The organism is Mesorhizobium sp. 131-3-5 (genome assembly GCF_016756575.1).
GTDB lineage: Bacteria > Pseudomonadota > Alphaproteobacteria > Rhizobiales > Rhizobiaceae > Mesorhizobium > Mesorhizobium jarvisii.
The window spans coordinates 4,269,463-4,293,439 of the sequence record NZ_AP023254.1 but is presented as its reverse complement, the minus strand read 5'-3'; the positions used below and the strand labels follow the sequence as shown (position 1 = coordinate 4,293,439).

Here is a 23,977-nt window from a genome sequence, read left to right as displayed (position 1 = left end):
GGCGGGTGCCTACACTAGGCGAGACTGTTCCACGGCAGCCTCGATGAAGCTGGCGAACAGCGGATGCGGATCGAGCGGCCGGCTCTTCAGCTCAGGGTGATACTGGACGCCGATGAACCAGGGATGGTCGGGATATTCGACCGTCTCCGGCAGCACGCCGTCTGGCGACATGCCGGCAAACACCAGGCCGCAATCCTCCAGCCGCTCCTTGTAGTCGATATTGACCTCGTAGCGGTGGCGGTGGCGTTCGGAAATCTGCGTGTCACCATAGATCTCGGCGATCTTGGAGCCCTTGGCGAGGTCGGCCTGATAGGCGCCGAGACGCATCGTGCCGCCGAGATCGCCGGTTTCCCGCCGCTTCTCAAGCATGTTGCCCTTCAGCCATTCGGTCATCAGGCCGACGACGGGCTCGTTGGTCGGGCCGAACTCGGTCGAGGAGGCATGCTCGACGCCCGCCAGCGACCGCGCCGCCTCGATGCAGGCCATCTGCATGCCGAAGCAGATGCCGAAATACGGCACCTTGCGCTCGCGCGCGAATTTCGCCGCCAGGATCTTGCCTTCGGAGCCGCGTTCGCCAAAGCCGCCGGGAACCAGGATGCCATGCACCTTTTCCAGCCAAGGCGTCGGATCCTCCTTCTCGAAGATCTCCGATTCGATCCAGTCGAGCTTGACCTTGACGTGATTGGCCAGGCCGCCATGCGAAAGCGCTTCGATCAGCGATTTGTAGGCGTCCTTGAGGCCAGTGTATTTCCCGACGATGGCGATGGTCACCTCGCCTTCCGGGCTGTGGATGCGGTCCGACACCTTCTGCCAAGGCTCCATGCGCGGCTTCGGCGCAGGGTCGATGCCAAAGGCGGCCAGCACTTCCGAATCGAGCCCTTCCTTGTGGTAGGCCATCGGCACGTCGTAGATGTGCGGCACGTCGAGCGCCTGGATGACGGCACTTTCCCGGACATTGCAGAACAGCGACAGCTTTCTGCGCTCTTCCTTGGGAATGGGGCGGTCGGCGCGAACCAGAAGGATGTCGGGCGCGATGCCGATGCCGCGCAGTTCCTTGACCGAATGCTGGGTCGGCTTGGTCTTCAGCTCACCCGCCGTCGGAATGTAGGGCATCAAGGTCAGATGCACGTAGACGGCATTGTTGCGCGGCAGGTCGTTGCCGAGCTGACGGATCGCCTCGAGGAACGGCATCGCCTCGATGTCGCCGACCGTGCCGCCGATCTCGCACAGCACGAAATCATAGTCGTCATTGCCGTTGAGGACGAAATTCTTGATCTCGTCGGTGACGTGCGGAATGACCTGCACGGTGGCACCGAGATAGTCGCCGCGCCGCTCGCGCTCGATGATGTTCTTGTAGATGCGGCCGGTGGTGATGTTGTCCTGCTGATTGGCCGAGCGGCCGGTGAAGCGCTCGTAGTGACCAAGGTCAAGATCGGTCTCCGCACCGTCATCGGTGACGAACACCTCGCCATGCTGGTACGGCGACATCGTGCCGGGATCGACATTGAGATACGGGTCGAGTTTTTTGATGCGTGCGCGATAGCCTCGCGCCTGCAGGAGAGCCCCAAGGGCCGCTGCGGCTATGCCTTTTCCAAGTGAGGAAACCACGCCGCCTGTGATGAATACATATCGCGCCATGGGAGTCATCGCTTAACGCGGCTGGATTGATTCCGCCAGAGAAAAAACCACCGCGAAGGTTTTTTCCCAAGAAGGCGTCGGACCATGATCCCGAAGTGTGGAACCCGGTTTTCTCGAACAAACGGTTTTCGTTTGTCCGGGGATCACGACCGGACAGGCTTGTCGTGAGCGAGGCAAAACAAAAGGGCCGGCTGAGCCGGCCCTTTCGGCAGGATGGCGGAAACGTCAGATGATGACGACTTTGGTGCCGACCCTGACGCGGCTGTAGAGATCCATGACGTGCTCGTTGATCATGCGGAAGCAGCCATTGGAAGCGCTGGTTCCGATTGACTGCGGCGCGATGGTGCCGTGGATGCGCAGATGCGTGTCCTTCTTGCCGTCATAGAGGTAGATGGCGCGGGCGCCGAGCGGGTTTTGGCCGCCGCCGGGCATGCCGTCCTTGTACTGCCCGTAGTGCTTGGGCTCGCGCTTCTGCATGTCGAGCGTCGGGATCCAGCGCGGCCATTCCTGCTTGTCGCCCACCGCGACCGTACCCTTGAACTGCAGGCCTTCACGGCCGACCGCGATCGCGTAGCGACGCGCGGTCGAAAACGATTCGACGAGATAGAGCCGGCGCGCGCTGGTGTCGATGACGATGGTGCCCGGCTCATAGCCGGTGAATTCCACGTCCTGCGGCACGAATTCCGGCTTCACCTTGAACGGCTTCTTGGCGTCCTTCTGGGCGAGAGCCCGGTCGAGAGCCCGCGTCTCGGGCAGATAGCTGATCGACGAGCCGGAAGAGGTGCCGCCGAACAGGCCGGCGAACAGGCCGCGGCTCGGCTGCTTCTGGCCGATGACCTCGCTACGAAGCTCACCATTGTTGCCGGTCAGAGCGACATTCATCGCTTCTGCCGGAAGCGGCTCGGCTGACTGGATTGGTGTGATCGGTTCGATCGGCTCGATGACCTTTGTGGTCTTCTTGGCCGGCTTGGCGTCAGCCACTTCGGCCGTTGTAGAAGCGCTCTTTCCCTTCTTAGCCAGGAAGGCCTGCCGTTCGGCGTCGGCCTTGGCCTTGGCCGCCTCGCGCAACGCCAGCTTCCTGGCTTCGAGCGCCTTGGTCTTGGCGTCTTCCTTGTCGGCGGCGATCTTGGCCTCGATTTTCTTGATCTGGGCGAGATCGTCCGGTGTCGGGCTTTTCTTCTTCTTGAGAGCCTTCAACTGCGCCGCATCGCTCTTGACTGCGACGTTGATGGCGTCGGTTTTGTCGACCGACTGATTGGCGGCCAAATTGGCCGGCACGCCGGCGAAAGCCGGGGAACTCAGGCCGAGTACGGCGCAAAGTCCCAGGAAAATGAAGCTGCGAAGCTGCATGGCGAAGATCCGATCGTTCAATGCTTGTTGCCCACGGCGTCGCCCGGCGTCCCCCAAGGACACCGAAAATGCCGCGTGCAATCTATAGTCGAATAAGCGCCGATGCCTCAAGCGTGAGACCACGCTGCTGCCCGTTGAATCTTCGTGATCGCGCAGCATTTGCCGCGACTGTGTTCAAACGATCACAGGTCGCGGTTTGGACCAGATGAGGTTACTGGTTCGGGACCTGCGGTGCCGCGGGCGCCGTGTTGGTGGTGCCGTTGCTTGCCGGCGGCGTTGCACCAGAGGCGGGCGCGGTGGCCGGAGCTGCCGGCGCAGGCGTCGTCGCCGCGCCATTGCCCGACGGCGGCGTCGGGGTGGTGCTGCCGGCCGGTGCCGGGGTCGTCGTGCCAGGCAACTGGTTGAGCACGCCCTTGCCGGCGCCGTCCGAGGTCGCTGGGACGCGATCGAGAATGTCGATCGGCTTTTCGCCGTAGCGGGCAATGATCGACAGGGTCAGCGACGTGACGAAGAAAGCCGCCGCCAGGATGGCCGTTGCCCGGGTCAACGCGTTGGCGGCGCCGCGCGCCGTCATGAAGCCCGATCCGCCTCCAATGCCAAGGCCGCCGCCTTCGGAGCGTTGCAGCAGCACCACGCCGACGAGGGCGAGCACGACCATGAGATGGATGACGATCAGTACGGTTTGCATAGTTTATCCTGGCAAGGCCTTGCCCGGCCGCGGACACGACCGGTGAATTGGAGGCGGCTCAATACAATGCTTTCACGGCATTTCCAAGCCCGTGGCCGGAATATGGGAAGCAACGCGCCCTTTGCAACGAATTTGGACGGGATGAGCCCCATCCTTCGTCGTGAAACTTAGCCTGAAATGCTGCGATAGGCCTCGGCGATACCCAGAAAATCGGCCGCCTTCAGGCTGGCGCCGCCGACCAGCGCGCCATCGACATTCCTGACGCCGAGCAGTTCAACCGCATTGGACGGCTTGACCGAGCCGCCGTAGAGAATGCGCATCTTGGCGGCAGCGGCGCCAAGTTTCTCCGAGAGCTTTTCGCGGATATGCGCATGCGCTTCGGTCACATCGGCCGCGGTCGGCGTCAGGCCCGTGCCGATCGCCCACACCGGCTCATAGGCAATGACGGTGTTGGATGGCGTGGCACTCGGCGGCACCGAGCCGGCGACCTGGCGCGACAGCACGTCGAGCGTGGCGCCCGCTTCACGCTGTTGCTGCGTCTCGCCGATGCAAATGATGGCCACGAGCCCGGCACGCCATGCGGCGGCGGCCTTGGCCTGGACCGTCGCATCGTCCTCGCCGCGTTGTTCGCGGCATTCGGAATGGCCGACTATGACATGGCTCGCGCCGGCGTCCTTCAGCATCTCCGCCGAGATGCAGCCGGTGTAGGCGCCGCTTTCCTTGGTGTGGCAATCCTCGCCGCCGGCATGGACCGGCGTGCGCGACAGAATCTCCGCGGCATGGGAGAGCAGCGTCGCGGGAACGCAGACCAGGGCCTCGGTCTCCGCGTCGAGCCCGCTCATGAAACCGTTGCCGATCATCCTGAGCTCGTTCAGCGAAGCGCTGGTTCCGTTCATTTTCCAGTTGCCGGCGACAAGCGGGCGAATTCCTGGCGTCATGGTCTGCTTCTCCGGGCGATATCAAGCTCTGGCCCTCACTACCAAAATCAGGCCACAAAGCAATCGACAGTGGCCCGGAAGGGCGCTATTGCGCTTGTTTCAGACTCGGCGCATGCGAAAATGCGCATAAATCGGAAGTAACGATGCTTGGTGTATTGAGAAGCGCGGCGGGTACATGGGTCGCGAAGACATTGCTTTCGCTGCTGGTGGTCAGTTTCGCCGCCTGGGGCATCTCCGGGCGGCTGATGGGCGGCTTTGCCGGCCACGATTCGGTGATAATAGCGGGTGGCACCAAGGTATCGATCAACGAATACCGCCTCGCCTATGATCGCCAGCTCGCCGTCATGTCGCAGCAATTCGGTCAGCGCCTCACCCACGAACAGGCAAAGGCGCTCGGCATCGACAACCAGGTCCTGGCTCAGCTTGTCTCCGGCGCCGTTCTCGACGAACAGGCCCGCAAGCTTGGCCTTGGCCTGTCCAAGGACCGGCTGGCCGAGCTGACGCGCGAGGATCCGGCGTTCAAGGGTCCAGGCGGCGAGTTCGACAGGAGAACATTCGAGTACATGCTGCGCCAGGTCGGCATGCGGCCAGAGGATTATCTGAAGAATCGCGCCCAGGTGGCGGTGCGCCAGCAGATCGTCGAGGCGGTCTCGGACGGCCTCAAGGCACCGGACGCTTTCTTCAAGGCCGTCGCGCTCTATCGCGGCGAGGACCGCACCGTTGACTATCTGGTGTTGCCGAAGAAGCTCGTCGAGCCCATCGAGGCACCGAGCGACAGCGTGCTTCAGGCCTATTTCGAGGCCAACAAGAAGACCTACGCCGCACCTGAGTACCGCAAATTCTCCTATGTCCGCCTCGAGCCGGTGGACATCATGGATCCGACTGCCGTCACCGACCAGCAGGTCAATGACGATTACAACAAGAACAAGGCGCGCTACACGACGCCCGAAATGCGCACGATCGAGCAGCTTGTGTTCAAGACACCGGACGCAGCCAAAGCCGCGCTCGATTCGCTCAAGGCCGGCGCCACGTTCGAAAAGCTGGTGACAGCCGAAGGCAAGACCCCGGCCGACACGCTGCTTGGCACGTTGGCCAAGGACAAGATCGCCGACAAGGCGGTTGCAGATGCCGCCTTCGCGCTCAACGCCAACGAAGTCAGCCAGGTCGTTCAGGGCGCTTTCGGTCCGGTGCTGCTGCGCGTCACCGAGATCAAGCCCGAGGTGGTGAAGCCGCTCGCCGAAGTGTCCGACCAGATCCGCAAGGACCTGGCGCTGGGCGAGGCAAGCCGCATCCTTTTGGATGTGCACGACAATTACGAAGATACCCGCGCCTCCGGCAGTTCGCTGGCCGACGCGGCCGCCAAGCTGAAGCTGAAGGACGTCACCATCGATGCCATCGATCGCAGCGGCCTCAGGCCGGACGGCTCCATCGTCAAGGACCTGCCGGAATCTCCTGCACTGATCAAGGCGGTCTTTGATGCCGAACCCAAAACCGAAAACGAAGCGCTGACCACGGCCGACAACGGCTTCATCTTCTATGAAGTCGCCTCGATCACGCCGGCTCGCGACCGCACACTTGACGAGGTCCGCCAGAAAGTCGTCGCCGACTGGACGGCAGCCGAGACCACCAAGCGCCTTGCCGCCAAGGCGAGCGAGCTCGACAAGCGGCTCAAGGCTGGTGCCACGCTCGATGTCATCGCCGGCGATCTCAAACTGGAGAAGCAGACCAAGCGCGGCCTGAGGCGCGAAGCCGACGATGCCGATTTCGGCAAGGAAGGCGCTGCCGTGATGTTCGGCGTCGGCGAAGGCGGCACCGGCTTGATCCCCTCGCCCACCGGCGACGGGCAGATCCTGTTCAAGGTCGCCGAAGTGTTCGAGCCCGCCGGAGCCGATGCCAGCTCGGTGCCGGAGGATGCGCAAAAATCCTTCACTTCCGGCATGTCGGACGATCTGCTCGACCAGTTGGTGGCGCAGTTGCAGACGCAGTATGACGTCCGCATCGACCAGGCCGCCGTTGCCCAAGCCTCGACAAGATGAGCGCGCTGAAAACCCATATCGCCAAGGTGGCGGCCGGCACCGCGCTTTCCTTTGAGGAAGCGCGCGAGGCCTTCGACATCATCATGTCAGGCGACGCGACCCCCGGGCAGATCGGCGGCTTCCTGATGGCGCTGCGCGTACGCGGTGAGACGGTCAGCGAGATTTCGGGCGCTGTCGCCACGATGCGGGCCAAGATGCTGCGCGTCGAGGCGCCCGTGGGTGCCATCGATATCGTCGGCACGGGCGGCGACAATTCCCACAGCGTCAACATTTCGACGGGCTCGGCCTTCGTTATCGCCGCCGCCGGCGTGCCGGTCGCCAAACACGGCAATCGCGGCCTGTCCTCGCTGACCGGCGCGGCCGATGTCCTGATCGCGCTTGGGGTCAAGATAGACATTCCGCCGGAGACGATCGGCCGTTGCATCCATGAAGCTGGCGTCGGCTTCATGTTCGCGCCCGCGCACCACCCGGCCATGAAGCATGTCGGCCCGACCCGCGTCGAGCTCGGCACCCGTACCATCTTCAACCTGCTCGGCCCCCTCTCCAATCCGGCTGGCGTCGTCAGGCAGATGGTCGGTGTGTTCCTGCCGGAATGGATCATGCCGGTGGCCGAGACATTGAAGGCGCTGGGCACCGAGCATGCCTGGGTCGTTCATGGCGACGGCTATGACGAAATCACCACCACCGGCGAGACGCAGGTGGCGGAACTGATCGGCGGTGAGATCCACAGCTTCACACTGACCCCGGAAGAGGTTGGACTGAAGCGCCACACCAAGGACGAGCTGCGCGGCGGTGACGCCGCCTACAATGCCAAGGCCTTGCGCGACATGCTGGGTGGTGCTGCCGGCGCCTATCGTGACACCGTGCTGATGAATGCCGGCGCCGGGCTGGTAATCGCGGGCAAGGCGACGACGCTCGCCGACGGCATCGCGCTCGCGGCACAAGCCATCGACAGCGGCCGGGCGCTGCAGGTGCTCGATCGTTTGGTCGAAATTTCGAACGGGTGAACCGTGTCTGACATTTTGCGCAAGATCGAGGCCTACAAGCGCGACGAGATCGCCGCCGCCAAGGCACTGAAACCGCTGGCCGAGATCAAGGCGCGGGCGAAGGACGCCGACGCACCACGCGGCTTTCTTGCAGCACTTGAGGCGAAGCGCGGATCGGGTCGCTTCGCCCTGATCGCCGAAATCAAGAAGGCGAGCCCTTCCAAAGGGCTGATTCGTGCCGATTTCGATCCGCCGGCACTGGCGCAGGCCTATGAGAAGGGCGGCGCCGCCTGTCTTTCGGTGTTGACCGATGCACCGTCCTTCCAGGGCGCGCCGGAATTCCTCACCAAGGCGCGGGCAGCTGTCGCCCTGCCCGCTCTGCGCAAGGATTTCCTGTTCGACCCCTACCAGGTTTATGAAGCACGCGCCTGGGGCGCGGATGCCATCCTGATCATCATGGCCAGCGTCGACGATGCCTTGGCGAGCGAATTGGAAGCGGCCGCATTCGAACTCGGCATGGATGCGCTGATCGAGGTGCATGATGAAGCCGAGACGATGCGCGCGCTAAAACTGTCGTCGCGGCTGATCGGCATAAACAACCGCAATCTGAGAACGTTCGAGACCAGCCTCGAAACCTCCGAGCGGCTGGCAACGATGGTGCCGACCGACCGCTTGCTGGTCAGTGAGAGCGGTATCTTCACACATGACGATTGCCTCCGGCTGCAGAAGAAGGACATCGGCACCTTCCTTGTCGGCGAGAGCCTGATGCGGCAACAGGACGTCACCGCCGCCACCCGCCTTCTGCTGACGGGCAAGGCGCTGGATGCATCGGCCCGAAAATCGGAATCGATTTTCGGAGAGCACGATGCATAGATTCAAAGTGATAGAGCGTACTTTGTGCGTCCGAATGGACGCACGTCGCTCTATGGCCGTCTGACGATGACATCGGCCCTCACCCATCTCGGCGCACAGGGCGAGGCCAATATGGTCGATGTCGGCGACAAGGAAGAAACGACGCGCACGGCGATCGCCGAAGGGTTCGTCTCGATGCAGCCCGCGACGCTTAAGACCATCCTCGCCGGCAACGCCAAGAAGGGCGATGTGCTGGGCACCGCCCGCATCGCCGGCATCATGGCGGCGAAGAAGACGCATGAGCTGATCCCCCTCTGCCATCCACTGCTCCTGACCAAGGTTTCCGTCGACATCGAGCCCGACCACGCGCTGCCCGGCCTGAAAGTCACCGCGCTGGCGCGTGTCACCGGCAAGACCGGCGTCGAGATGGAAGCGCTGACCGCCGCATCGGTCGCCTGCCTGACCATCTACGACATGGCAAAGGCCGTGGACCGCGCCATGGTCATTTCCGGCATCAAGCTGGTGGAAAAGACCGGCGGCAAGTCCGGCGACTACAAGGCTGGCGCCTGATGGCGCTGGTTCCGGTGGCCGAGGCGCTTGAGCGCCTGCTGGATGGTGCAGCCCCCCTGGCCAGCGAAAGCGTTTCTCTGTTCGACGCGGTCGATCGGGTGCTGGCGGAACAGGTCGCGGCACTTCGCACTCAGCCGCCCTTCAACGCTTCGGCCATGGATGGTTACGCGGTGCGCGCGGCCGAAGTGGCGTCCGTGCCATCGAAACTTTCGGTGATCGGCATGGCACCGGCCGGGCGCGGTTTTGAGGGCACCGTCGGCGAGCGCCAGGCCGTGCGTATCTTCACCGGTGCGCCGCTGCCTGAAGGTGCCGACACCATCGTCATCCAGGAAAACGTGAGGGATCTCGGCGGCGGTGAGATCGAAGTGATCGAGCCCACTGCGGAATGGCGCAACATACGCCGCATCGGCCTCGACTTTTCCAAGGGCGACGTCCTGCTGGAAAAAGGTCGTTTGCTCGATGCGGCGGCACTCTCGCTGGCGGCATCGGCCAACCATCCCAAAGTGAGTTTGGTAAGGCGGCCGATGGTCGCCATCATCGCCACAGGCGACGAGCTGGTGCCGCCCGGCAGCGATCTCGGGCCGGACCAGATCATCTCTTCCAACGCCTATGGCGTCGCGGCTGCCGCGCAATCGGTCGGCGCCCGCGCGCTCGATCTCGGCATTGCCGCCGACCGCAAGGATGCCATCGCAGCGTTGGTCAAAAAGGCGGTCGCGGCCGGTGCGGATGTCATCGTCACGCTTGGCGGCGCCTCGGTTGGCGACCATGACCTGATCCATGACGTGCTGACCGGCGAAGGCATGACGCTCGGATTCTGGAAGATCGCCATGCGCCCCGGCAAGCCGCTGATGTTCGGACGCCTCGGCGACATCAGGTGCATCGGCCTGCCCGGCAATCCGGTGGCAAGCCTGGTCTGCTCGCAATTGTTCCTCAAGCCGCTTCTGGCGAGGCTAGGCGGCCGTGATCATCGTCAGGACATCCGTTCGGCCCGACTGGGCGCCGCAATGCCGGCCAATGACCTGCGCCAAGACTATGTGCGGTCGGTGGTCAGGGAGGACGATGGCGGGCTCGTGGCGACGCCGTTCAGCATCCAGGACTCGTCCATGCTGAGGATGCTGGCCGACGCCAATGGACTGATCGTGCGGGCGCCATTTGCCCCTGCATCCGCTGCCGGGGATTCTTGCAGCGTGCTGATGCTGCGCTGAAGGATTATCCCATAATTAACTGATAACAGGACAAAAACGATCTCCCCTATTCCGAGATCAAGGTTCGCGTCAGCGCATGCGCCGGATCGGCGAGGCCATCGACAATGTCGTAGTGATGCCGGTCGGGCTCGACCACGCAGATGGTGGTGGCGCCAAGACCGGTCCAGATATTGGCCAGCAGCGCATTCTGGCGCAGGAACTCGGAACGCTCGCCACCGCCGGCCCAGCAGGTGATGCGGGTGCCATCCAAGGGCCGCAACAGGGCGGGGCTCTCGGCCTGCGCTTCGGCTTCGTCGATTGCCAAAGCGCCATTCATGCCGGTGCGCATGAGCGGACGAAGGTCGTGCAGGCCCGAGATCGAAACGACATGGCGGATGCGCTTTGCCACATCGGCCGCCAGAGGCGTCGATGTGGTCACCATTCGGCTGGCGAGATGTCCGCCGGCCGAATGTCCGGTCAGCATCAACGGTCCGTCGACCATTGCCGCCACTTTTTCGATCGCCGCGCCGACTTCACGGACGATGCCCGCGATGCGTATGTCCGGGCACTGCGTGTAGGACGGCATCGCCACGGCAAAGCCGCTGCTGACCGCGCCCTTGGCCAGATGCGACCAGTCGCTCTTGTCGGACTCCAGCCAATAACCGCCATGGATGAACACGATGAGCCCCTGGGGCGCGGCCTCGGGAAGGAAAAGATCGAAGCGATTTCGCGGCCGCTCGCCATAGGCGATGTCCAGCCGTGCCCGGCCTTCTGCCGCCAGCGCGTTCCGGAAGGCTTGCGCCGGTTCCGCCCACGCTGCCGGCCAACGGTCGCTGCCGGCGATGTTCGCGCCATTGGCGTAGGCGTTGTTCCAATCGGCAATGCGATGTCTAGGCATCGGCACCCTCCCCCAAAAACGCATGCGTTTGACGCTAGCAATGGCCGCCACCATGCCATGCGTCAATGCTTCAGGGCAAAAACATTTTAGGCTTGAAACAAATTTCGACTGGTGCGATCCTGCCCCGAGAACAGTCGACAATGGGAGGTCCGCTGTGCTGTCCAAACCTGCGAATGTCCACCCTTCCGGTGGCGTCGCCGAAACAGGTGTAACTGGCGACACAAAGCCTCTCGCGAAAAGACGGGAACTTCAGATCCACGACCTCGGACAGATGCTTCGCGCACTGGCCAGGCAGCAAATGGGATGGCGGCGACATGCTTGGGCCTTCAGCGCATATCGACACGTTCACGCGCGAACATCTGCCGCCGCCGGATCAGTGGCCGGACTTCCTGCTCGACGGCTTCGACTATCCCGAACGCCTTAACGCCGGCGTCGAATTGACCGACAGGCTGGTCGAGAAGGGTCTTGGCGATCACACCGCCCTGATCGGCAATGGCCGCCGCCGCACCTACAAGGAACTGTCTGACTGGACGAACAGGCTGGCCCACGCGCTGGTCGAGAATTATGGCGTCAAGCCGGGCAACCGGGTGCTGATCCGCTCCGCCAACAACCCCGCAATGGTTGCTTGCTGGCTGGCCGCCACCAAGGTCGGCGCGGTGGTCGTCAACACCATGCCGATGCTGCGCGCCGGCGAACTTACCAAGATCGTCGACAAGGCGGAGATCACCACCGCGCTTTGCGACACCAGGCTGATGGACGAGATGACCGCCTGCGCCAAGGACAGCGCCTTCCTGAAGCAGGTGATCGGTTTCGACGGCACCGCCAACCACGATGCCGAGCTCGACCGCGCCGCGCTCGACAAGCCGGTCACCTTCACCGCCGTCAACACCGGCCGCGACGATGTCGCCCTGCTCGGCTTCACTTCCGGCACGACGGGCGTGCCGAAGGCCACGATGCACTTCCACCGCGATCTCCTGATCATCGCTGATGCCTATGCGCGCGAAATCCTCCAGGTCACGCCGGACGACATCTTTGTCGGCTCGCCGCCGCTCGCCTTCACCTTCGGCCTTGGCGGCCTTGCCATCTTCCCTCTGCGCTTTGGAGCGGCGGCGACGCTGCTGGAACAGGCGACGCCGCCCAACATGATCCACATCATCGAGACCTACAAAGCGACCATTTCCTTCACGGCGCCTACCGCCTACCGCGCCATGCTGAAGGCCATGGATGAAGGTGCCGATTTGTCATCGCTGCGTGTCGCCGTATCGGCCGGCGAGACCTTGCCGGCTCCGGTCTTCGAGGAATGGACCGAGAAGACCGGCAAGCCGATCCTCGACGGCATCGGCGCCACCGAAATGCTGCACATCTTCATCTCCAACCGTTTTGGCGACATGAAGCCTGCATCCACCGGCAAGCCGGTGGGCGGCTATGAAGCGCGTATCGTCGACGACGCGATGCAAGAGGTGCCACGCGGCGAGACCGGACGGCTGGCGGTGCGCGGACCAACCGGCTGCCGCTACATGGCCGACGACAGGCAGAAGGAGTATGTGCGCGACGGCTGGAACCTCACCGGCGACACCTTTTCCCAGGACGAGGACGGTTTCTTCCACTTCGCCGCGCGTTCCGACGATATGATCGTCAGCGCCGGCTACAATATCGCCGGACCAGAGGTCGAAGCGGCACTGCTGTCGCATCCCGATGTCGCCGAATGCGCGGTCATAGGCGCCGATGACGGCGAACGCGGTCAGATCGTCGAGGCGCATGTCGTGCTGGTGCAAGGCGTGGCGCCCGATGCGTTGACCGTCAAGCGCCTGCAGGACCACGTCAAGGCAACGATAGCGCCCTACAAATATCCGCGCTCGGTCAAATTCATCGCCGCCCTGCCCAAGACCCAGACCGGCAAGATCCAGCGCTTCCGGCTGCGTACGGAGAAAATCAATTGAGCGAGCCCTACGATCCGGCCTCCGAAGGCGCGCAGATGTCGTTCAAGGAGCGCATGTCCTACAGCGACTATCTGCATCTGGAAAAAGTGCTCGACGCACAGACGCCGCTGTCGTCGGCGCATGACGAGATGCTGTTCATCATCCAGCACCAGACCTCGGAGCTCTGGATGAAACTTGCTTTGCACGAGATTGGCGCCGCCATACGCTCCATTCGCGCCGACCGCCTCGAGCCGAGCTTCAAGATGCTGTCGCGCGTCGCCCGGATTTTCGAGCAGTTGAACAACGCCTGGGACGTGCTGCGCACGATGACTCCAAGCGAATACACCGAGTTCCGCGACGCGCTCGGCCAATCCTCTGGCTTCCAGTCCTGGCAATACCGCGCCATCGAGTTCATGGCTGGCAACCGCAACCTAGCAATGCTCGGACCTCACAAGCACCGGCCGGACCTCACCGGCAAGCTGGAGGCCATCCTGGCCGAGCCATCGCTTTACGACGAAGCGCTGCTGCTTCTGGCGCGCAACGGGTTCGACATCGGCGCCGATGCCAAGCGCACCGACTGGCGTGAGACCCGCACCGAGAACGAAGAGGTCATGGTCGCCTGGCAGACCGTCTACCGCGATCCGCAGCGCTACTGGATGTTCTATGAGCTGGCCGAGAAGCTGGTCGATTTCGAGGACTATTTCCGCCGCTGGCGCTTCAACCATGTCACCACGGTCGAGCGCATCATCGGCCTGAAGCGCGGCACCGGCGGCACCTCAGGTGCGTCCTATCTCAAGAAGATGCTCGAGGTCGTGCTGTTTCCGGAACTGTGGACGGTCCGCACGCGGCTCTGAGGTCTCAAGTCACCGCCGTCTTGACCGCGAAACGCGCTTCCTGCCAGGCGCCGGTGCGCAGGATGTCCTCGAGCACCTCGACCGCCTGCCAGACGTCCTTGTAGCCGACATAGAGCGGCGTGAAGCCGAAGCGGATGGTCGACGGCGCGCGGAAATCGCCGATCACACCGCGCTCGATCAAGGCCCGCATCACCTGGTAGCCATGCGGGTGGAGGAACGACACCTGGCTGCCGCGCGCATTGCCGTCGCGCGGACCTTCGAGTTCGAGGCCGTAGGCGCCGCATCTGGCCTCGACGAGCTGGATGAACAGGTCGGTGAGCGCGATGCTCTTCTTGCGCACCGCCGCCATGTCGACATCGTCCCAGATATCGAGCGCCCCTTTCAGCGCCCGCATCGACAGCACCGGCTGCGTGCCGCACAGGAACCGGCGGATGCCGCTGCCGGCCGCATAACTTTGTTCAAAAGCGAAGGGCCGTGCATGGCCCCACCAACCGCTCAGCGGCTGATGGACGTCGTCGTGGTGGCGCTTCGCTGCATAGATGAACGCCGGCGCACCCGGACCGCCATTGAGATATTTGTAGGTGCAGCCAATGGCGAAATCGGCGTTCGCAGCATCGAGTTCGACCGGCAACGCGCCGGCCGTATGGCAGAGATCCCAGACGATCAGCGCACCGACCTGATGGGCCTTGCACGTCAGCGCGGCCATGTCGCGCAATTGTCCGGTTTTGTAATTGACGTGGTTGACCAGGATGACCGCGACGCGCTCATCGATCAGCTCCTCGATGGTGGGCGCGTCGACGCCTTCGAGCCGCAGCACCGTGCCCGGCCGCGTCGAGGCCACGCCTTCGGCCATGTAGAGATCGGTCGGGAAACTGTCGCCCTCAGCGACGATGACCGAGCGGTTCGGCCGAATGCCAAGGGCTGCATGCAGCACCTTGTAGATGTTGATCGAGGTCGTGTCGCAGACCACCGTCTGGCCGGCCTCGGCGCCGATCAGACGTCCGAGTTGGTCGCCGAGCGCGACCGGCATGTCGAACCAGCCGGCGGTGTTCCAGGCGCGGATGAGATCCTGCGCCCATTCCTGCGTCGCCGCCTTTTGCAGCTCGTTGAAGACGGCGGGCGCCGCGGCACCCAGCGAGTTGCCGTCGAGGTAGATCACACCTTCCGGCAAAATGAAGCGGTCGCGCATGGCACGCAGCGGATCCGCCGCATCCATGGCTTCGACTGCGGCGAGATCGATCGTTGCACGCATGATGTGTGACATTCCCTGGTTATTCACGGATCGCTTCGCGCGCGGGCGCTGGTCCCCGGCTGCGCTTGAGGCTCGGCAGAGCAAGCATGGCGAGCACGAACAGGCCCGTGGCAAGCTTCAGGTCGGGAGGCGGCATGCCGGCGGCAAGGCAGAACGACACCAGCTGGTAGTAGATGATCGCGCCGGCAAAGGGCGCCAGCAGCTGGCGCGAGACCGTCTGCTTGCCAACGACCGCCTCGCCGATCATCAGCGCGGCAAGGCCGTTGATGAGGATGCCCAGCCCCATATTGACGTCGGCAAATCCCTGCGACTGCACCATCAACGCGCCGCTCGAGGCCGAAAACGCGCTTGCCAGCCCGACACCGCCTATGGTCGCCGCCCAGACATTGATGCCCTGCGCCTCGGCCATGTCGGGATTGGCGCCGACGGCGCGCACGGCGGTCCCCTTCTCGGTTCTGAAGAACATGTAGAGCGCCGCAAAGGCGATGAGCGCGAGAAGGCCGGCGACGACGATCTTGCTGGCCGGAAAACCCGGCCGCGCGAACGGCACCCAGTCGAACACGGTGGGCGAGCCGAAAACCGAAAGGTTAGACTTGCCCATGATGCGCAGGTTGATGCTGTAGAGCATCGTCATCATCAGGATGCCCGCCAGCAGCGTGTGGATGCGGAAGCGCAGATGGATGAAGGCGGTGCAGCAACCCGCCGCGAAGCCCGCCACAAATGCGACGACGATGCAGGTCAGCGGCGATACCCCGGCAGCCAGCAGCACGCCGCAGACGCAGCCGCCCAGCGGAAAGGCGCCTTCGCTAGTGAGATCGGGAAAGTTCAGCATGCGGAACGGGATCATGATGCCGAGCACGACAAAGGCCAGGATCAGGCTCTGCGCCAGGGTCACCGGCATGATCGCGACAAAGCTCGTCAGAACGTCCGGAATAAAGCCCATGGTGATCAGCTCGCCAGCAACATGCGGTCGGTCTTGATGGAAAAATGGCCGATCAGATCGATAACCGTGACCCTCGCCTTCTCCTCGCCGGAGACCTCCAGCAGGACCCGGCCCGCGTCGAGCATGATCACCCGGCTGCCATAGTCGACGGCGTGCTGCATGTTGTGGGTCACCATCAGCGTGGTCAGCTTCAGCGCGTTGACGGCACGCACCGTCGCCTGCATGACGATCTCGGCCGTGCGCGGGTCGAGTGCCGCGGTATGCTCGTCGAGCAGCAGCAGGTCCGGCGATCCGCCGACTGCCATGATCAGCGACAGCGACTGCCGCTGCCCGCCCGAGAGCAGGTCGACACGGGTGTCGAGACGATTTTCGAGGCCGAGGCCCAATATCGACAGGCGCTCCTTGTAGGACGCGAGCCGCGTGGCGTTTAGCCCTTGCCGCAGCGTGCGTTTTTGGCTGCGCAGATCGGCCAGCAGCATGTTCTCCGCCACGGTCATGCTGGCGGCGGTGCCACGCATCGGATCCTGGAAGACGCGCGCCAATCGTGTGGCGCGCTTGTGCACCGGCATGGCTGTCACGTCGGCGCCGTTGATCAGGATCTTGCCGGAATCCAGGACGAGGGCTCCGGAAATAGCGTTGAGCATGCTGCTCTTGCCGGCCCCGTTGGAGCCGATGACGATGCCGAACTCGCCGGTGGCCAATGACAGGCTGAGGCCGTCGAGCGCGACCTTCTCGTCGGCCTGCCCCTTGTAGAATACTTTGCGCGCGGATCGGATATCGAGCATCGTTCCTCCCTGGCCGGAAGGGCGACGGCGCCAACGCCATCGCCCCTTGCAGCCCGATATCAGTCGACGATGCAGCCGCAATCGGCCATCGAAGCCGGTATCTCGATGCCGAACGCGGCCATCGCCTTGCGGGAAATCGTTGCCATGTGATCCTTGTAGGCCGGGCGCGACGGCGCGATCGTCTTGGGATCCTTGCCCTTGAGGATTTCGGCGGCGATGTTGCCGGCGTTCATGCCGACCTGCGTGTAATTGACCGCGAAGCTCGCCGGCACGGTGCCGTTGCGGACCGCGCTGTCATCAGAGTTGACGACCGGGATACCGGCCTGGCGTGCGGCCGCGGAGACAGCGGCGATTGCAGGCTGGATCAGGTTCGAGGCCGGACCGTAGATCACGTCAGCCTTGCCGGCGAGCGAAGCGATGCGTTGCTGGATGTCATTGACGTTGTCGATGCCGACTTCCACGACCTCGAAACCGGCCGCCGGCGCCGCCGCCTTGATCTTTTCTATCAGGGCAACGTCATTGGCCTCGCCTGGATTGTAAGGCACCCCGAAGCGCTTGGCGTTCGGCAGCAGCTTCTTGGTGAAGGCCATCACCGCGGCGACATCCTGCAGATCGCTGGCGCCGGTCATGCCTTCGTCTCCGGCGTCCCACGACGGCACCAGCTTGGCCGCCACCGGATCGGTGACAGCGGCAAAGACGATCGGAATGCCGGAACCGGCGAGCGCCTTCTTGGCGATCTGCGATACCGGCGTGGTGATGGTGTAGATCAGCTTGGGCTGCTCCGCCTGCAGCTTGGCAATCATCTGCGGCACCAGCGATGCATCGAAGTTGGTATGGCTTTCGGTGTAGACGACGTCCTTGCCCTCGACAAAACCGTTGTCCGTCAATGCCTTCTTGAAGCCGGCTATGGCGGCATTGAGCTGCGGATGCTCGCCGAAATTAGCGATGCCGATGCGTATCTGATCGGCCGCGGCGCTGCCTGCGCTGACCATTAATGCGCCTGCCAGGGCCAATCCCGACAGCCAAGCGGACTTCGACTTCAACATCATTTCCTCCCAGATTTGATCAGCGCCGCCCACAGGACGGCAACTGCGGCGATCATGGTCAGTCGCCCGCCGTGTGTCAAACATTATATATAATTCTTGCCATACCTCCGCTTCATATATAATTTTCGCAAGCCGATGACGGACGGATGGCGATGCAGGATCAGAACAATTCCACGAAGACCGAGGCGGCCTATCAGCTGCTGCGGCGCGATATCCTGACCACCCGCCTCATGCCGGGCGCGCCGCTCAAGCTGAGCGCGCTGCGCAGCACATACGGCGTCGGCTGGACGCCGCTGCGTGAAGCCTTGTCCCGACTTGAAGCCGAGCGCCTGGTCACCGCCATCAGCAATCGCGGCTTTGCCGTCGCTCCCGTGTCGCGCGCCGAGCTCGAGGACCTGGCGCGCGCAAGGATGGTTGTCGAAATGCCGCTGTTCCTGGAATCGATCGCGAACGGCGGCAGGGAATGGGAGGACGCGGTCGTCACCGCTCATTACCGGCTCTCCCGCTGCAAGACCGCGGTCGAAGACCCTTCCGATGCGGCCGTCGACAAATGGGACGAGAGCCACGAGGCCTTCCATGCGGCGTTGCTGAGCGCGGCGACGTCGAACTGGCTGTTGCGCTTTCGCTCGACGATCGCCGATCAGCTGTGTCGGCATCATCGGTTTCTCGGCCTGGCGCCGACATTGCGGGCGGCGGCCGGCCTCAAGGACGGCTATGGCGAGGCTATGGACGCGCTGCGCGAAGCGATCGCCATCGAGCATCACACCGCAATCATGGAAGCGGCGCTCGATCGCGACGTCGAGCGGGCAAAGGCGCTGATGACGGCGCATATCGGCTACACGCTGCATGTCTATGTCCACAGCGAAGACAACGGCGCCAACACCTACACCGCGCGCGCCGGCAGCCTGAAAGCGGTTTCCGGATGACGTCGCCGCGGCGTCCAGATCCACGCGGCCGTGGCCGGCCTGAACCCGCGACCGTTGGCATTTTGATTTCGTTTCGTTCCGCCGGAAATGGATCGATACACCGTACAAATCCGCTCTGTGGACGCCTCTCAAACGCCTGATGCCAAACCGCATCCAGGGGTAGGCCACAGGCCATTAACCAAAATGATTTCAATGAACCTGCGGGGGAGCGGAAGCGGTCGAGCGCGGCCCGCTGCCGGGGCCAAATAATTTCAGACGCGTTAACAAATTCATTAAACTTTAAACAGTTGCGGAACACAACTGGAACAGATAGTGTTTGTTCTGGGTTTGTTTTTCGATTCTGATTCACACCCGTCGTTCAATGCCTTGGGGGCCGCCATGCTGACACGCAAGCAACATGAACTGCTGATGTTCATTCATGAACGGCTCAAGGAAAGCGGCATTCCGCCTTCCTTCGACGAGATGAAGGAAGCGCTCGATCTTGCCTCCAAGTCAGGCATTCATCGCCTGATCACGGCACTGGAGGAACGCGGCTTCATTCGCCGGCTGCCCAACCGGGCGCGGGCGCTGGAAGTGCTGCGGCTGCCGGATTCGATCGCACCCGGCCTCAACGCGGCAAAGAAATTCTCGCCAAGCGTCATCCAGGGCAGCCTCGGCCAGGGTGGTCTTGGCCGCCAGATCAAGCCGGCGGCATCGCGCTTGCCCGCGGCCGGCAATAATGACGATGCGGTTTCCGCCGTGTCGATCCCGGTGATGGGTCGCATCGCCGCTGGTGTGCCGATCGATGCCATCCAGCATCAGACACATTCGATCTCGGTACCGCCGGACATGATCATGGGTGGCGAGCATTATGCACTTGAGGTCAAGGGCGACTCGATGATCGACGCCGGCATCTTCGACGGCGACACGGTCATCATCCGCAACGCCGACACGGCGAGCCCGGGCGAGATCGTCGTGGCGTTGGTCGACGAGGAGGAAGCAACCCTGAAACGGTTCCGCCGCAAGGGCGCCTCGATCGCCCTTGAAGCCGCCAACCCGGCCTACGAGACGCGCATTTTCGGGCCAGACAGGGTCAAGGTGCAAGGCAAGCTTGTCGGGTTGATCCGGCGCTACTGAGCAGGAACGGCCGGCTTTTCGGGTTTTTGATAGGGCGGCAGCCCCCTCGCCTCGCGCGAAAATTTTCGCTGCTCGTGCCAGGGCCGATATGGCCCGTCCACCGCGAAGCTGATGATTGGCGGACCTGTCGCCGATTGGCGGTCGAAGAAGACGGCGGCACTGCCCTTGCGGGCAAGTTGCCGTTTGGTGACGACAACAACCAGCGGATTGTGGCAGGAATCATAGCCGGTTGCGTCATTGACGACGATCAAATCGGCGAAGCCGCAAGCCTTCCAGGTGTCCTTGCGGTCTTCGACATGCGCGATGATCGCCCCTGACGGATGCCGGGCAAGACAGACGCCATCCGTGCAATAAAACGGCGCTCCCGGCGGCAGATTGGCGGCATCGGCAATGTCGAATTGCCAGTCCGCCTTGTCGAACATCTCCGGCACGACGATGGTTTCGGACACCAGCGCGCGTTTCCAATTGTCGACGGTGAACTCGTTCGGGCGAGCCCGGCTGACCGCGAGTTCTCCACCGCCGATCGGCAGCGCCACCAAACGCGCATCTTCGGAAATCAGCACATCCGGGGCGCGCGTATCCGATACTGTCAGCAGGCCGGCAAGCGCGAATGGCACTGCCGCGAGCCGCAGCCAGGTCGTCGCCATCGTCGCGATGATCAGGGCGATGGTCACCAGCAGCACGGATTGCTGCGAAATCAGCCCGACCGCATCGACCGGGGAGCGCTCCGATATCCACGCCGATATGGCGATCATTGCGGTCAGGCCCTTGCCCATCACGTAAAGGAAGGGACCGTCGGCACCAAAGGGCATCGCAAGCGAACTGAGAACAGCGAAAGGCATGACAATCAGTGACACGATCGGCATGACGGCCAGATTGGCGAACAGGCTGAGCGGCGACACACGCTGGAAATGCCAGATGGCAAACAGCGCCGTGGCGCAGCCGGCGATGATGGATGTCATCGCCAACCCACCCGTCGCCAGCAGGAATTTTCGCGTGAGAAAACCCGGCAGGGATCGCTTTGGCGGTGGCGGTCTTGCCTTTCCCGCATGGTGATCCGCCCAGCCGGCATAAGCCCCGACCAGCGCCGCGGTCGCGGCGAACGACATCTGGAAGCTTGGGCCGACTACCTCATGCGGCGACACCACAATGACGGCGATCGCCGAGATCGCAAGATTGCGCATGGTCAGCGCCGCGCGATCGAACAGCACGGCAATCAGCATCACCGCCAGCATGATGAAGCTGCGTTCGGCCGCGACGACGACGCCGGAAATGACGAGATAGGCGGCGATCGAGAAAAGGGCCGCGGCGGCCGCATATTTCTTCACCGGCCGACGCGCGGAAAAGTCCGGAAACAGCGCGAAGGCGCCGCGCAGCAGCCCCATGATGGTACCGGCGACGAGCGCCATATGCAGTCCGGAAATGGAGATGATGTGATAGATGCCGGTGCGTCGCATCGCCTCGTTGATTTCATCGGGAATGCCGGCCCGCACGCCGACGATCAGCGCCGCCGCGATCTCACCCTCGGCACCGCCAACCGTGGCCCTGATGTGGTCGGCAATGGCTTCACGGGCATTTTCTATCCCCGAGAAAAGGCGGGCCGTGAGCGGCACCTCGTCGTCCGTGGCTGAGACAAGCTTTGGGTTGCCGAGAAAGAATCCGCTGCCGCCAATGCCGGCAAAATAGCTGTCGAAGGAGAAATCGTAACTGTCCGGCCGCACCGGACCGGTCGGCGGCAACAGTTTAGCATAGCCGGTGACCAGGGAGCCGGCGGTCATTTCCGCCGGGATATCTCGCGCCGAAAGCCTGACCCTTTCCGGCGCATAGCGCAGTTTCGGCCGGGCGGTCGACGTCACGTCGATGGTCAGCCGGATGCGGCCGGTCTCCATCCGGTCGAGCGAAACGACACGGCCGGTGACTTGCGTCGAGATTTCCGAACCCAGCATCTGGGTGCCCGCCCGCCATGTCTCGACCTTGGCGACAAGCAGGCCAAGCGCGCACAACAATGCCGCCGTGAAGCCCAGATGGGTTTTGGGCCAGGAGCGCGAAACAAGCGCACAGACCGCCATCAGCACGACGACCGCGACAGGCTTTGCAAAATCAGGCTCCGTCGCGAGCGAATAATAGCCGATGGCTCCAGCGGCCAGACAAACCGGCACCAGCAGGAAGGCGATGCCCCGGTCAAGCTCGAGCTCCGCTGCCGTCGCCGCACTATGGCGTAGGCGAGGCCAGGAAACCCGGGCGAGTCGCCGCCGGACACGCACAATCCGGCCTGAAGCAGGCGGCGGAAGTGTCGCCGGCATATCCGCCTGCGGCGGCTGGCTGCCGGGTGCAGGCATAAGGGGCGATGGCAGTGGGTTCGCAAGGGGAGATGCAAACATCGACCGTTCGCTGACGCCAACACCAGCGTCCTCGCCCTGATCCGAGCCCCAGCCTCGTCCAGCCATCGGGTCCTGCCCCTTGCACGCCTGACGCCCTATGCTACATGAACGCGCGACGCGCGAAAGTCCGCGCGGCCGCACCCCGCTTCAGATGGTTTCCGAGAGTTTCATGTCCGACAAGGTCGTCACCCGTTTTGCCCCCTCGCCCACCGGCTATCTGCACATCGGCGGCGCGCGCACGGCTCTGTTCAACTGGCTCTATGCCAAACACACCGGCGGCACGATGCTGCTGCGCATCGAGGACACCGATCGCGAGCGTTCGACCGCGGCCGCGACAGCTGCCATCCTCGACGGCCTCTCCTGGCTCGGCTTGACCTGGGACGGCGACGCGGTCTCGCAGTTCGAGCGCGCGCCGCGCCACCGCGAGGTCGCGGAGGAACTCGTGCGTCTGGGCAAGGCCTATTACAGCTACGAGACGCCGGCCGAGCTGGAGGCGATGCGCGAGGCAGCACGGGCTAAGGGCCTGCCGCCGCGCTACAACGGCCAGTGGCGCGACCGCGCCCCCTCTGAGGCGCCTGCGGGCGTCAAGGGCGCCATCCGCATCAAGGCGCAGACCGAAGGCGAGACGATCGTCCATGACCGCGTCCAGGGCGCGGTGCGCTTCCCCAACAAGGATCTCGACGATTTCATCATCCTGCGTTCGGACGGCAACCCGACGTACATGCATGCCGTCGTCGTCGACGACCACGACATGGGTGTCACCCACATCATCCGCGGCGACGACCATCTGACCAATGCGGCCCGCCAGACCGTGATCTACAACGCCATGGGCTGGGACGTGCCGTCTATGTCGCACATCCCGCTGATCCATGGCGCCGACGGCGCCAAGCTGTCGAAGCGCCATGGCGCGCTCGGCGTCGAAGCCTATCGGGCCATGGGCTACCTGCCGGAGGCACTGCTCAACTACCTGGCGCGCCTGGGCTGGAGTCATGGCGATGACGAGATCATGTCGATCAAGGACATGATCTCCTGGTTCGATATCGGCGACGTCAACAAGGGCGCTGCCCGCTTCGATTTCGCCAAGCTGGAAGCGATCAACGGCGCGCATATGCGGCGCATGGCCGACGCGAAGCTGTTGGACATCTTCATCGCCACTCTGCCCTATCTCGAGGGTGGCCCGGCGATGGCCGCGCGCCTCAACGAACACAACAAGGCGCAGTTGCTGGCGGCCCTTCCGGGCCTGAAGGAGCGCGCCAAGACGCTGGTCGAGCTCGTCGATGGCGCGGCCTATCTGTTCGCCACGCGACCGCTGCCGGTCGACGAGAAGGCGGCCCTCCTGCTCAACGACGACGCCCGCAAGATCCTGCGCGGCGCTCACGAAGCTTTGAATGCGTTTTCCGGCGACTGGACTGCAGCCGCGGCGGAAGCCGTGATCCGCGACTATGCGCTGGCCGGTGGCCACAAGCTTGGCGCCGTGGCCCAACCGTTGCGGGCCGCGCTGACCGGCAAAAGCACCTCGCCTGGCGTGTTCGACGTGCTTGCCGTGCTTGGGCGCGAGGAAAGCCTGGCGCGCATAGCGGATCAAATCGATTAGGAGCAAACTGGCCCAAGAAGA

Annotated in this window: 20 protein-coding genes; 10 read left to right on the top strand and 10 right to left on the bottom strand. The window is 63.5% G+C overall.

Annotated elements, in window-relative coordinates; translation table 11 throughout:
- Window positions 1-9: 9 nt before the first annotated feature.
- From JG747_RS20870 to tpiA, 4 genes are all read right to left on the bottom strand, one after another.
- On the bottom strand, window positions 10-1,647 hold the full coding sequence (locus JG747_RS20870; RefSeq protein ID WP_274609644.1) for a CTP synthase: 1,638 nt from the start codon (window positions 1,645-1,647) through the stop codon (window positions 10-12).
- A 216-nt stretch (window positions 1,648-1,863) separates the two neighbouring features.
- Window positions 1,864-2,988: a L,D-transpeptidase gene (locus JG747_RS20865; protein ID WP_038652706.1), complete on the bottom strand. Its 1,125-nt coding sequence runs from the start codon at window positions 2,986-2,988 to the stop codon at window positions 1,864-1,866.
- 211 nt (window positions 2,989-3,199) lie between these two features.
- Window positions 3,200-3,676, bottom strand: a complete 477-nt coding sequence (secG, locus tag JG747_RS20860) for a preprotein translocase subunit SecG (protein ID WP_019858168.1) — start codon at window positions 3,674-3,676, stop codon at window positions 3,200-3,202.
- A gap of 167 nt (window positions 3,677-3,843) precedes the next feature.
- Window positions 3,844-4,614, bottom strand: a complete 771-nt coding sequence (gene tpiA, locus JG747_RS20855) for a triose-phosphate isomerase (protein ID WP_019858170.1) — start codon at window positions 4,612-4,614, stop codon at window positions 3,844-3,846.
- 143 nt (window positions 4,615-4,757) lie between these two features.
- On the opposite strand from tpiA, the gene JG747_RS20850 reads away from it, so the two are divergent.
- The 5 genes from JG747_RS20850 (at window position 4,758) to JG747_RS20830 (ending at window position 10,263) form a co-directional block, all read left to right on the top strand.
- A complete protein-coding gene (locus tag JG747_RS20850; RefSeq protein ID WP_038646847.1) occupies window positions 4,758-6,650 on the top strand; it encodes a SurA N-terminal domain-containing protein in 1,893 nt (630 codons plus the stop codon).
- The gene (trpD, locus tag JG747_RS20845) at window positions 6,647-7,657 is read left to right on the top strand and encodes an anthranilate phosphoribosyltransferase (RefSeq protein WP_202359933.1); all 1,011 of its coding nucleotides are present in this window, start codon (window positions 6,647-6,649) and stop codon (window positions 7,655-7,657) included. Before JG747_RS20850 ends, trpD begins: the two co-directional genes overlap by 4 nt.
- Window positions 7,658-7,660: 3 nt before the next feature.
- On the top strand, window positions 7,661-8,509 hold the full coding sequence (trpC, locus tag JG747_RS20840; RefSeq protein ID WP_202359932.1) for an indole-3-glycerol phosphate synthase TrpC: 849 nt from the start codon (window positions 7,661-7,663) through the stop codon (window positions 8,507-8,509).
- 66 nt (window positions 8,510-8,575) lie between these two features.
- Window positions 8,576-9,058, top strand: a complete 483-nt coding sequence (moaC, locus tag JG747_RS20835; RefSeq protein WP_202359931.1) for a cyclic pyranopterin monophosphate synthase MoaC — start codon at window positions 8,576-8,578, stop codon at window positions 9,056-9,058.
- Complete coding sequence (locus JG747_RS20830; RefSeq protein WP_202359930.1) at window positions 9,058-10,263, top strand: molybdopterin molybdotransferase MoeA; 1,206 nt, start codon at window positions 9,058-9,060, stop codon at window positions 10,261-10,263. The genes moaC and JG747_RS20830 overlap by 1 nt, the downstream gene beginning before the upstream one ends.
- 46 nt (window positions 10,264-10,309) lie before the next feature.
- Here JG747_RS20830 and JG747_RS20825 read toward each other — a convergent pair whose 3' ends face one another.
- Window positions 10,310-11,140, bottom strand: coding sequence for an alpha/beta hydrolase (locus JG747_RS20825; RefSeq protein ID WP_202359929.1), 831 nt, complete (start codon window positions 11,138-11,140; stop codon window positions 10,310-10,312).
- A gap of 314 nt (window positions 11,141-11,454) precedes the next feature.
- On the opposite strand from JG747_RS20825, the gene JG747_RS20820 reads away from it, so the two are divergent.
- Together JG747_RS20820 and kynA are read left to right on the top strand one after the other, a co-directional pair.
- The gene (locus JG747_RS20820; protein WP_202359928.1) at window positions 11,455-13,080 is read left to right on the top strand and encodes an AMP-binding protein; all 1,626 of its coding nucleotides are present in this window, start codon (window positions 11,455-11,457) and stop codon (window positions 13,078-13,080) included.
- Entirely contained in the window at window positions 13,077-13,913 is an 837-nt protein-coding gene (gene kynA, locus JG747_RS20815) for a tryptophan 2,3-dioxygenase (RefSeq protein ID WP_019858179.1), read from the top strand. The genes JG747_RS20820 and kynA overlap by 4 nt, the downstream gene beginning before the upstream one ends.
- A gap of 4 nt (window positions 13,914-13,917) precedes the next feature.
- On the opposite strand, the gene kynU is transcribed toward kynA, so the two are convergent.
- From kynU to JG747_RS20795, 4 genes are read right to left on the bottom strand one after another with little or no spacing between them, the layout of a single operon-like run.
- Window positions 13,918-15,165: a kynureninase gene (gene kynU, locus JG747_RS20810; RefSeq protein WP_027046847.1), complete on the bottom strand. Its 1,248-nt coding sequence runs from the start codon at window positions 15,163-15,165 to the stop codon at window positions 13,918-13,920.
- Between the two features lie 19 nt (window positions 15,166-15,184).
- Window positions 15,185-16,108 carry an ABC transporter permease gene (locus tag JG747_RS20805; RefSeq protein ID WP_019858181.1) on the bottom strand — a complete coding sequence of 308 codons (924 nt, stop codon included), beginning with the start codon at window positions 16,106-16,108 and terminating at the stop codon, window positions 15,185-15,187.
- 5 nt (window positions 16,109-16,113) lie between these two features.
- Window positions 16,114-16,893, bottom strand: a complete 780-nt coding sequence (locus JG747_RS20800) for an ABC transporter ATP-binding protein (RefSeq protein ID WP_038646859.1) — start codon at window positions 16,891-16,893, stop codon at window positions 16,114-16,116.
- A 59-nt stretch (window positions 16,894-16,952) separates the two neighbouring features.
- Complete coding sequence (locus JG747_RS20795; protein ID WP_069092189.1) at window positions 16,953-17,939, bottom strand: ABC transporter substrate-binding protein; 987 nt, start codon at window positions 17,937-17,939, stop codon at window positions 16,953-16,955.
- Between the two features lie 152 nt (window positions 17,940-18,091).
- Between JG747_RS20795 and JG747_RS20790 the strand changes: the two genes are divergently transcribed.
- Entirely contained in the window at window positions 18,092-18,865 is a 774-nt protein-coding gene (locus tag JG747_RS20790) for a GntR family transcriptional regulator (protein WP_202362326.1), read from the top strand.
- Between the two features lie 378 nt (window positions 18,866-19,243).
- Window positions 19,244-19,981, top strand: a complete 738-nt coding sequence (lexA, locus tag JG747_RS20785; RefSeq protein ID WP_020628877.1) for a transcriptional repressor LexA — start codon at window positions 19,244-19,246, stop codon at window positions 19,979-19,981.
- Here lexA and JG747_RS20780 read toward each other — a convergent pair.
- A complete protein-coding gene (locus JG747_RS20780) occupies window positions 19,975-22,428 on the bottom strand; it encodes a ComEC/Rec2 family competence protein (RefSeq protein WP_202362325.1) in 2,454 nt (817 codons plus the stop codon). The two genes, lexA and JG747_RS20780, sit on opposite strands and share 7 nt — an antisense overlap.
- 103 nt (window positions 22,429-22,531) lie before the next feature.
- On the opposite strand from JG747_RS20780, the gene gltX reads away from it, so the two are divergent.
- Window positions 22,532-23,956 (top strand): glutamate--tRNA ligase, encoded by a 1,425-nt coding sequence (gene gltX / locus JG747_RS20775; RefSeq protein ID WP_202359927.1) that lies wholly within the window; start codon window positions 22,532-22,534, stop codon window positions 23,954-23,956.
- The last annotated feature ends 21 nt before the right edge of the window (window positions 23,957-23,977 follow it).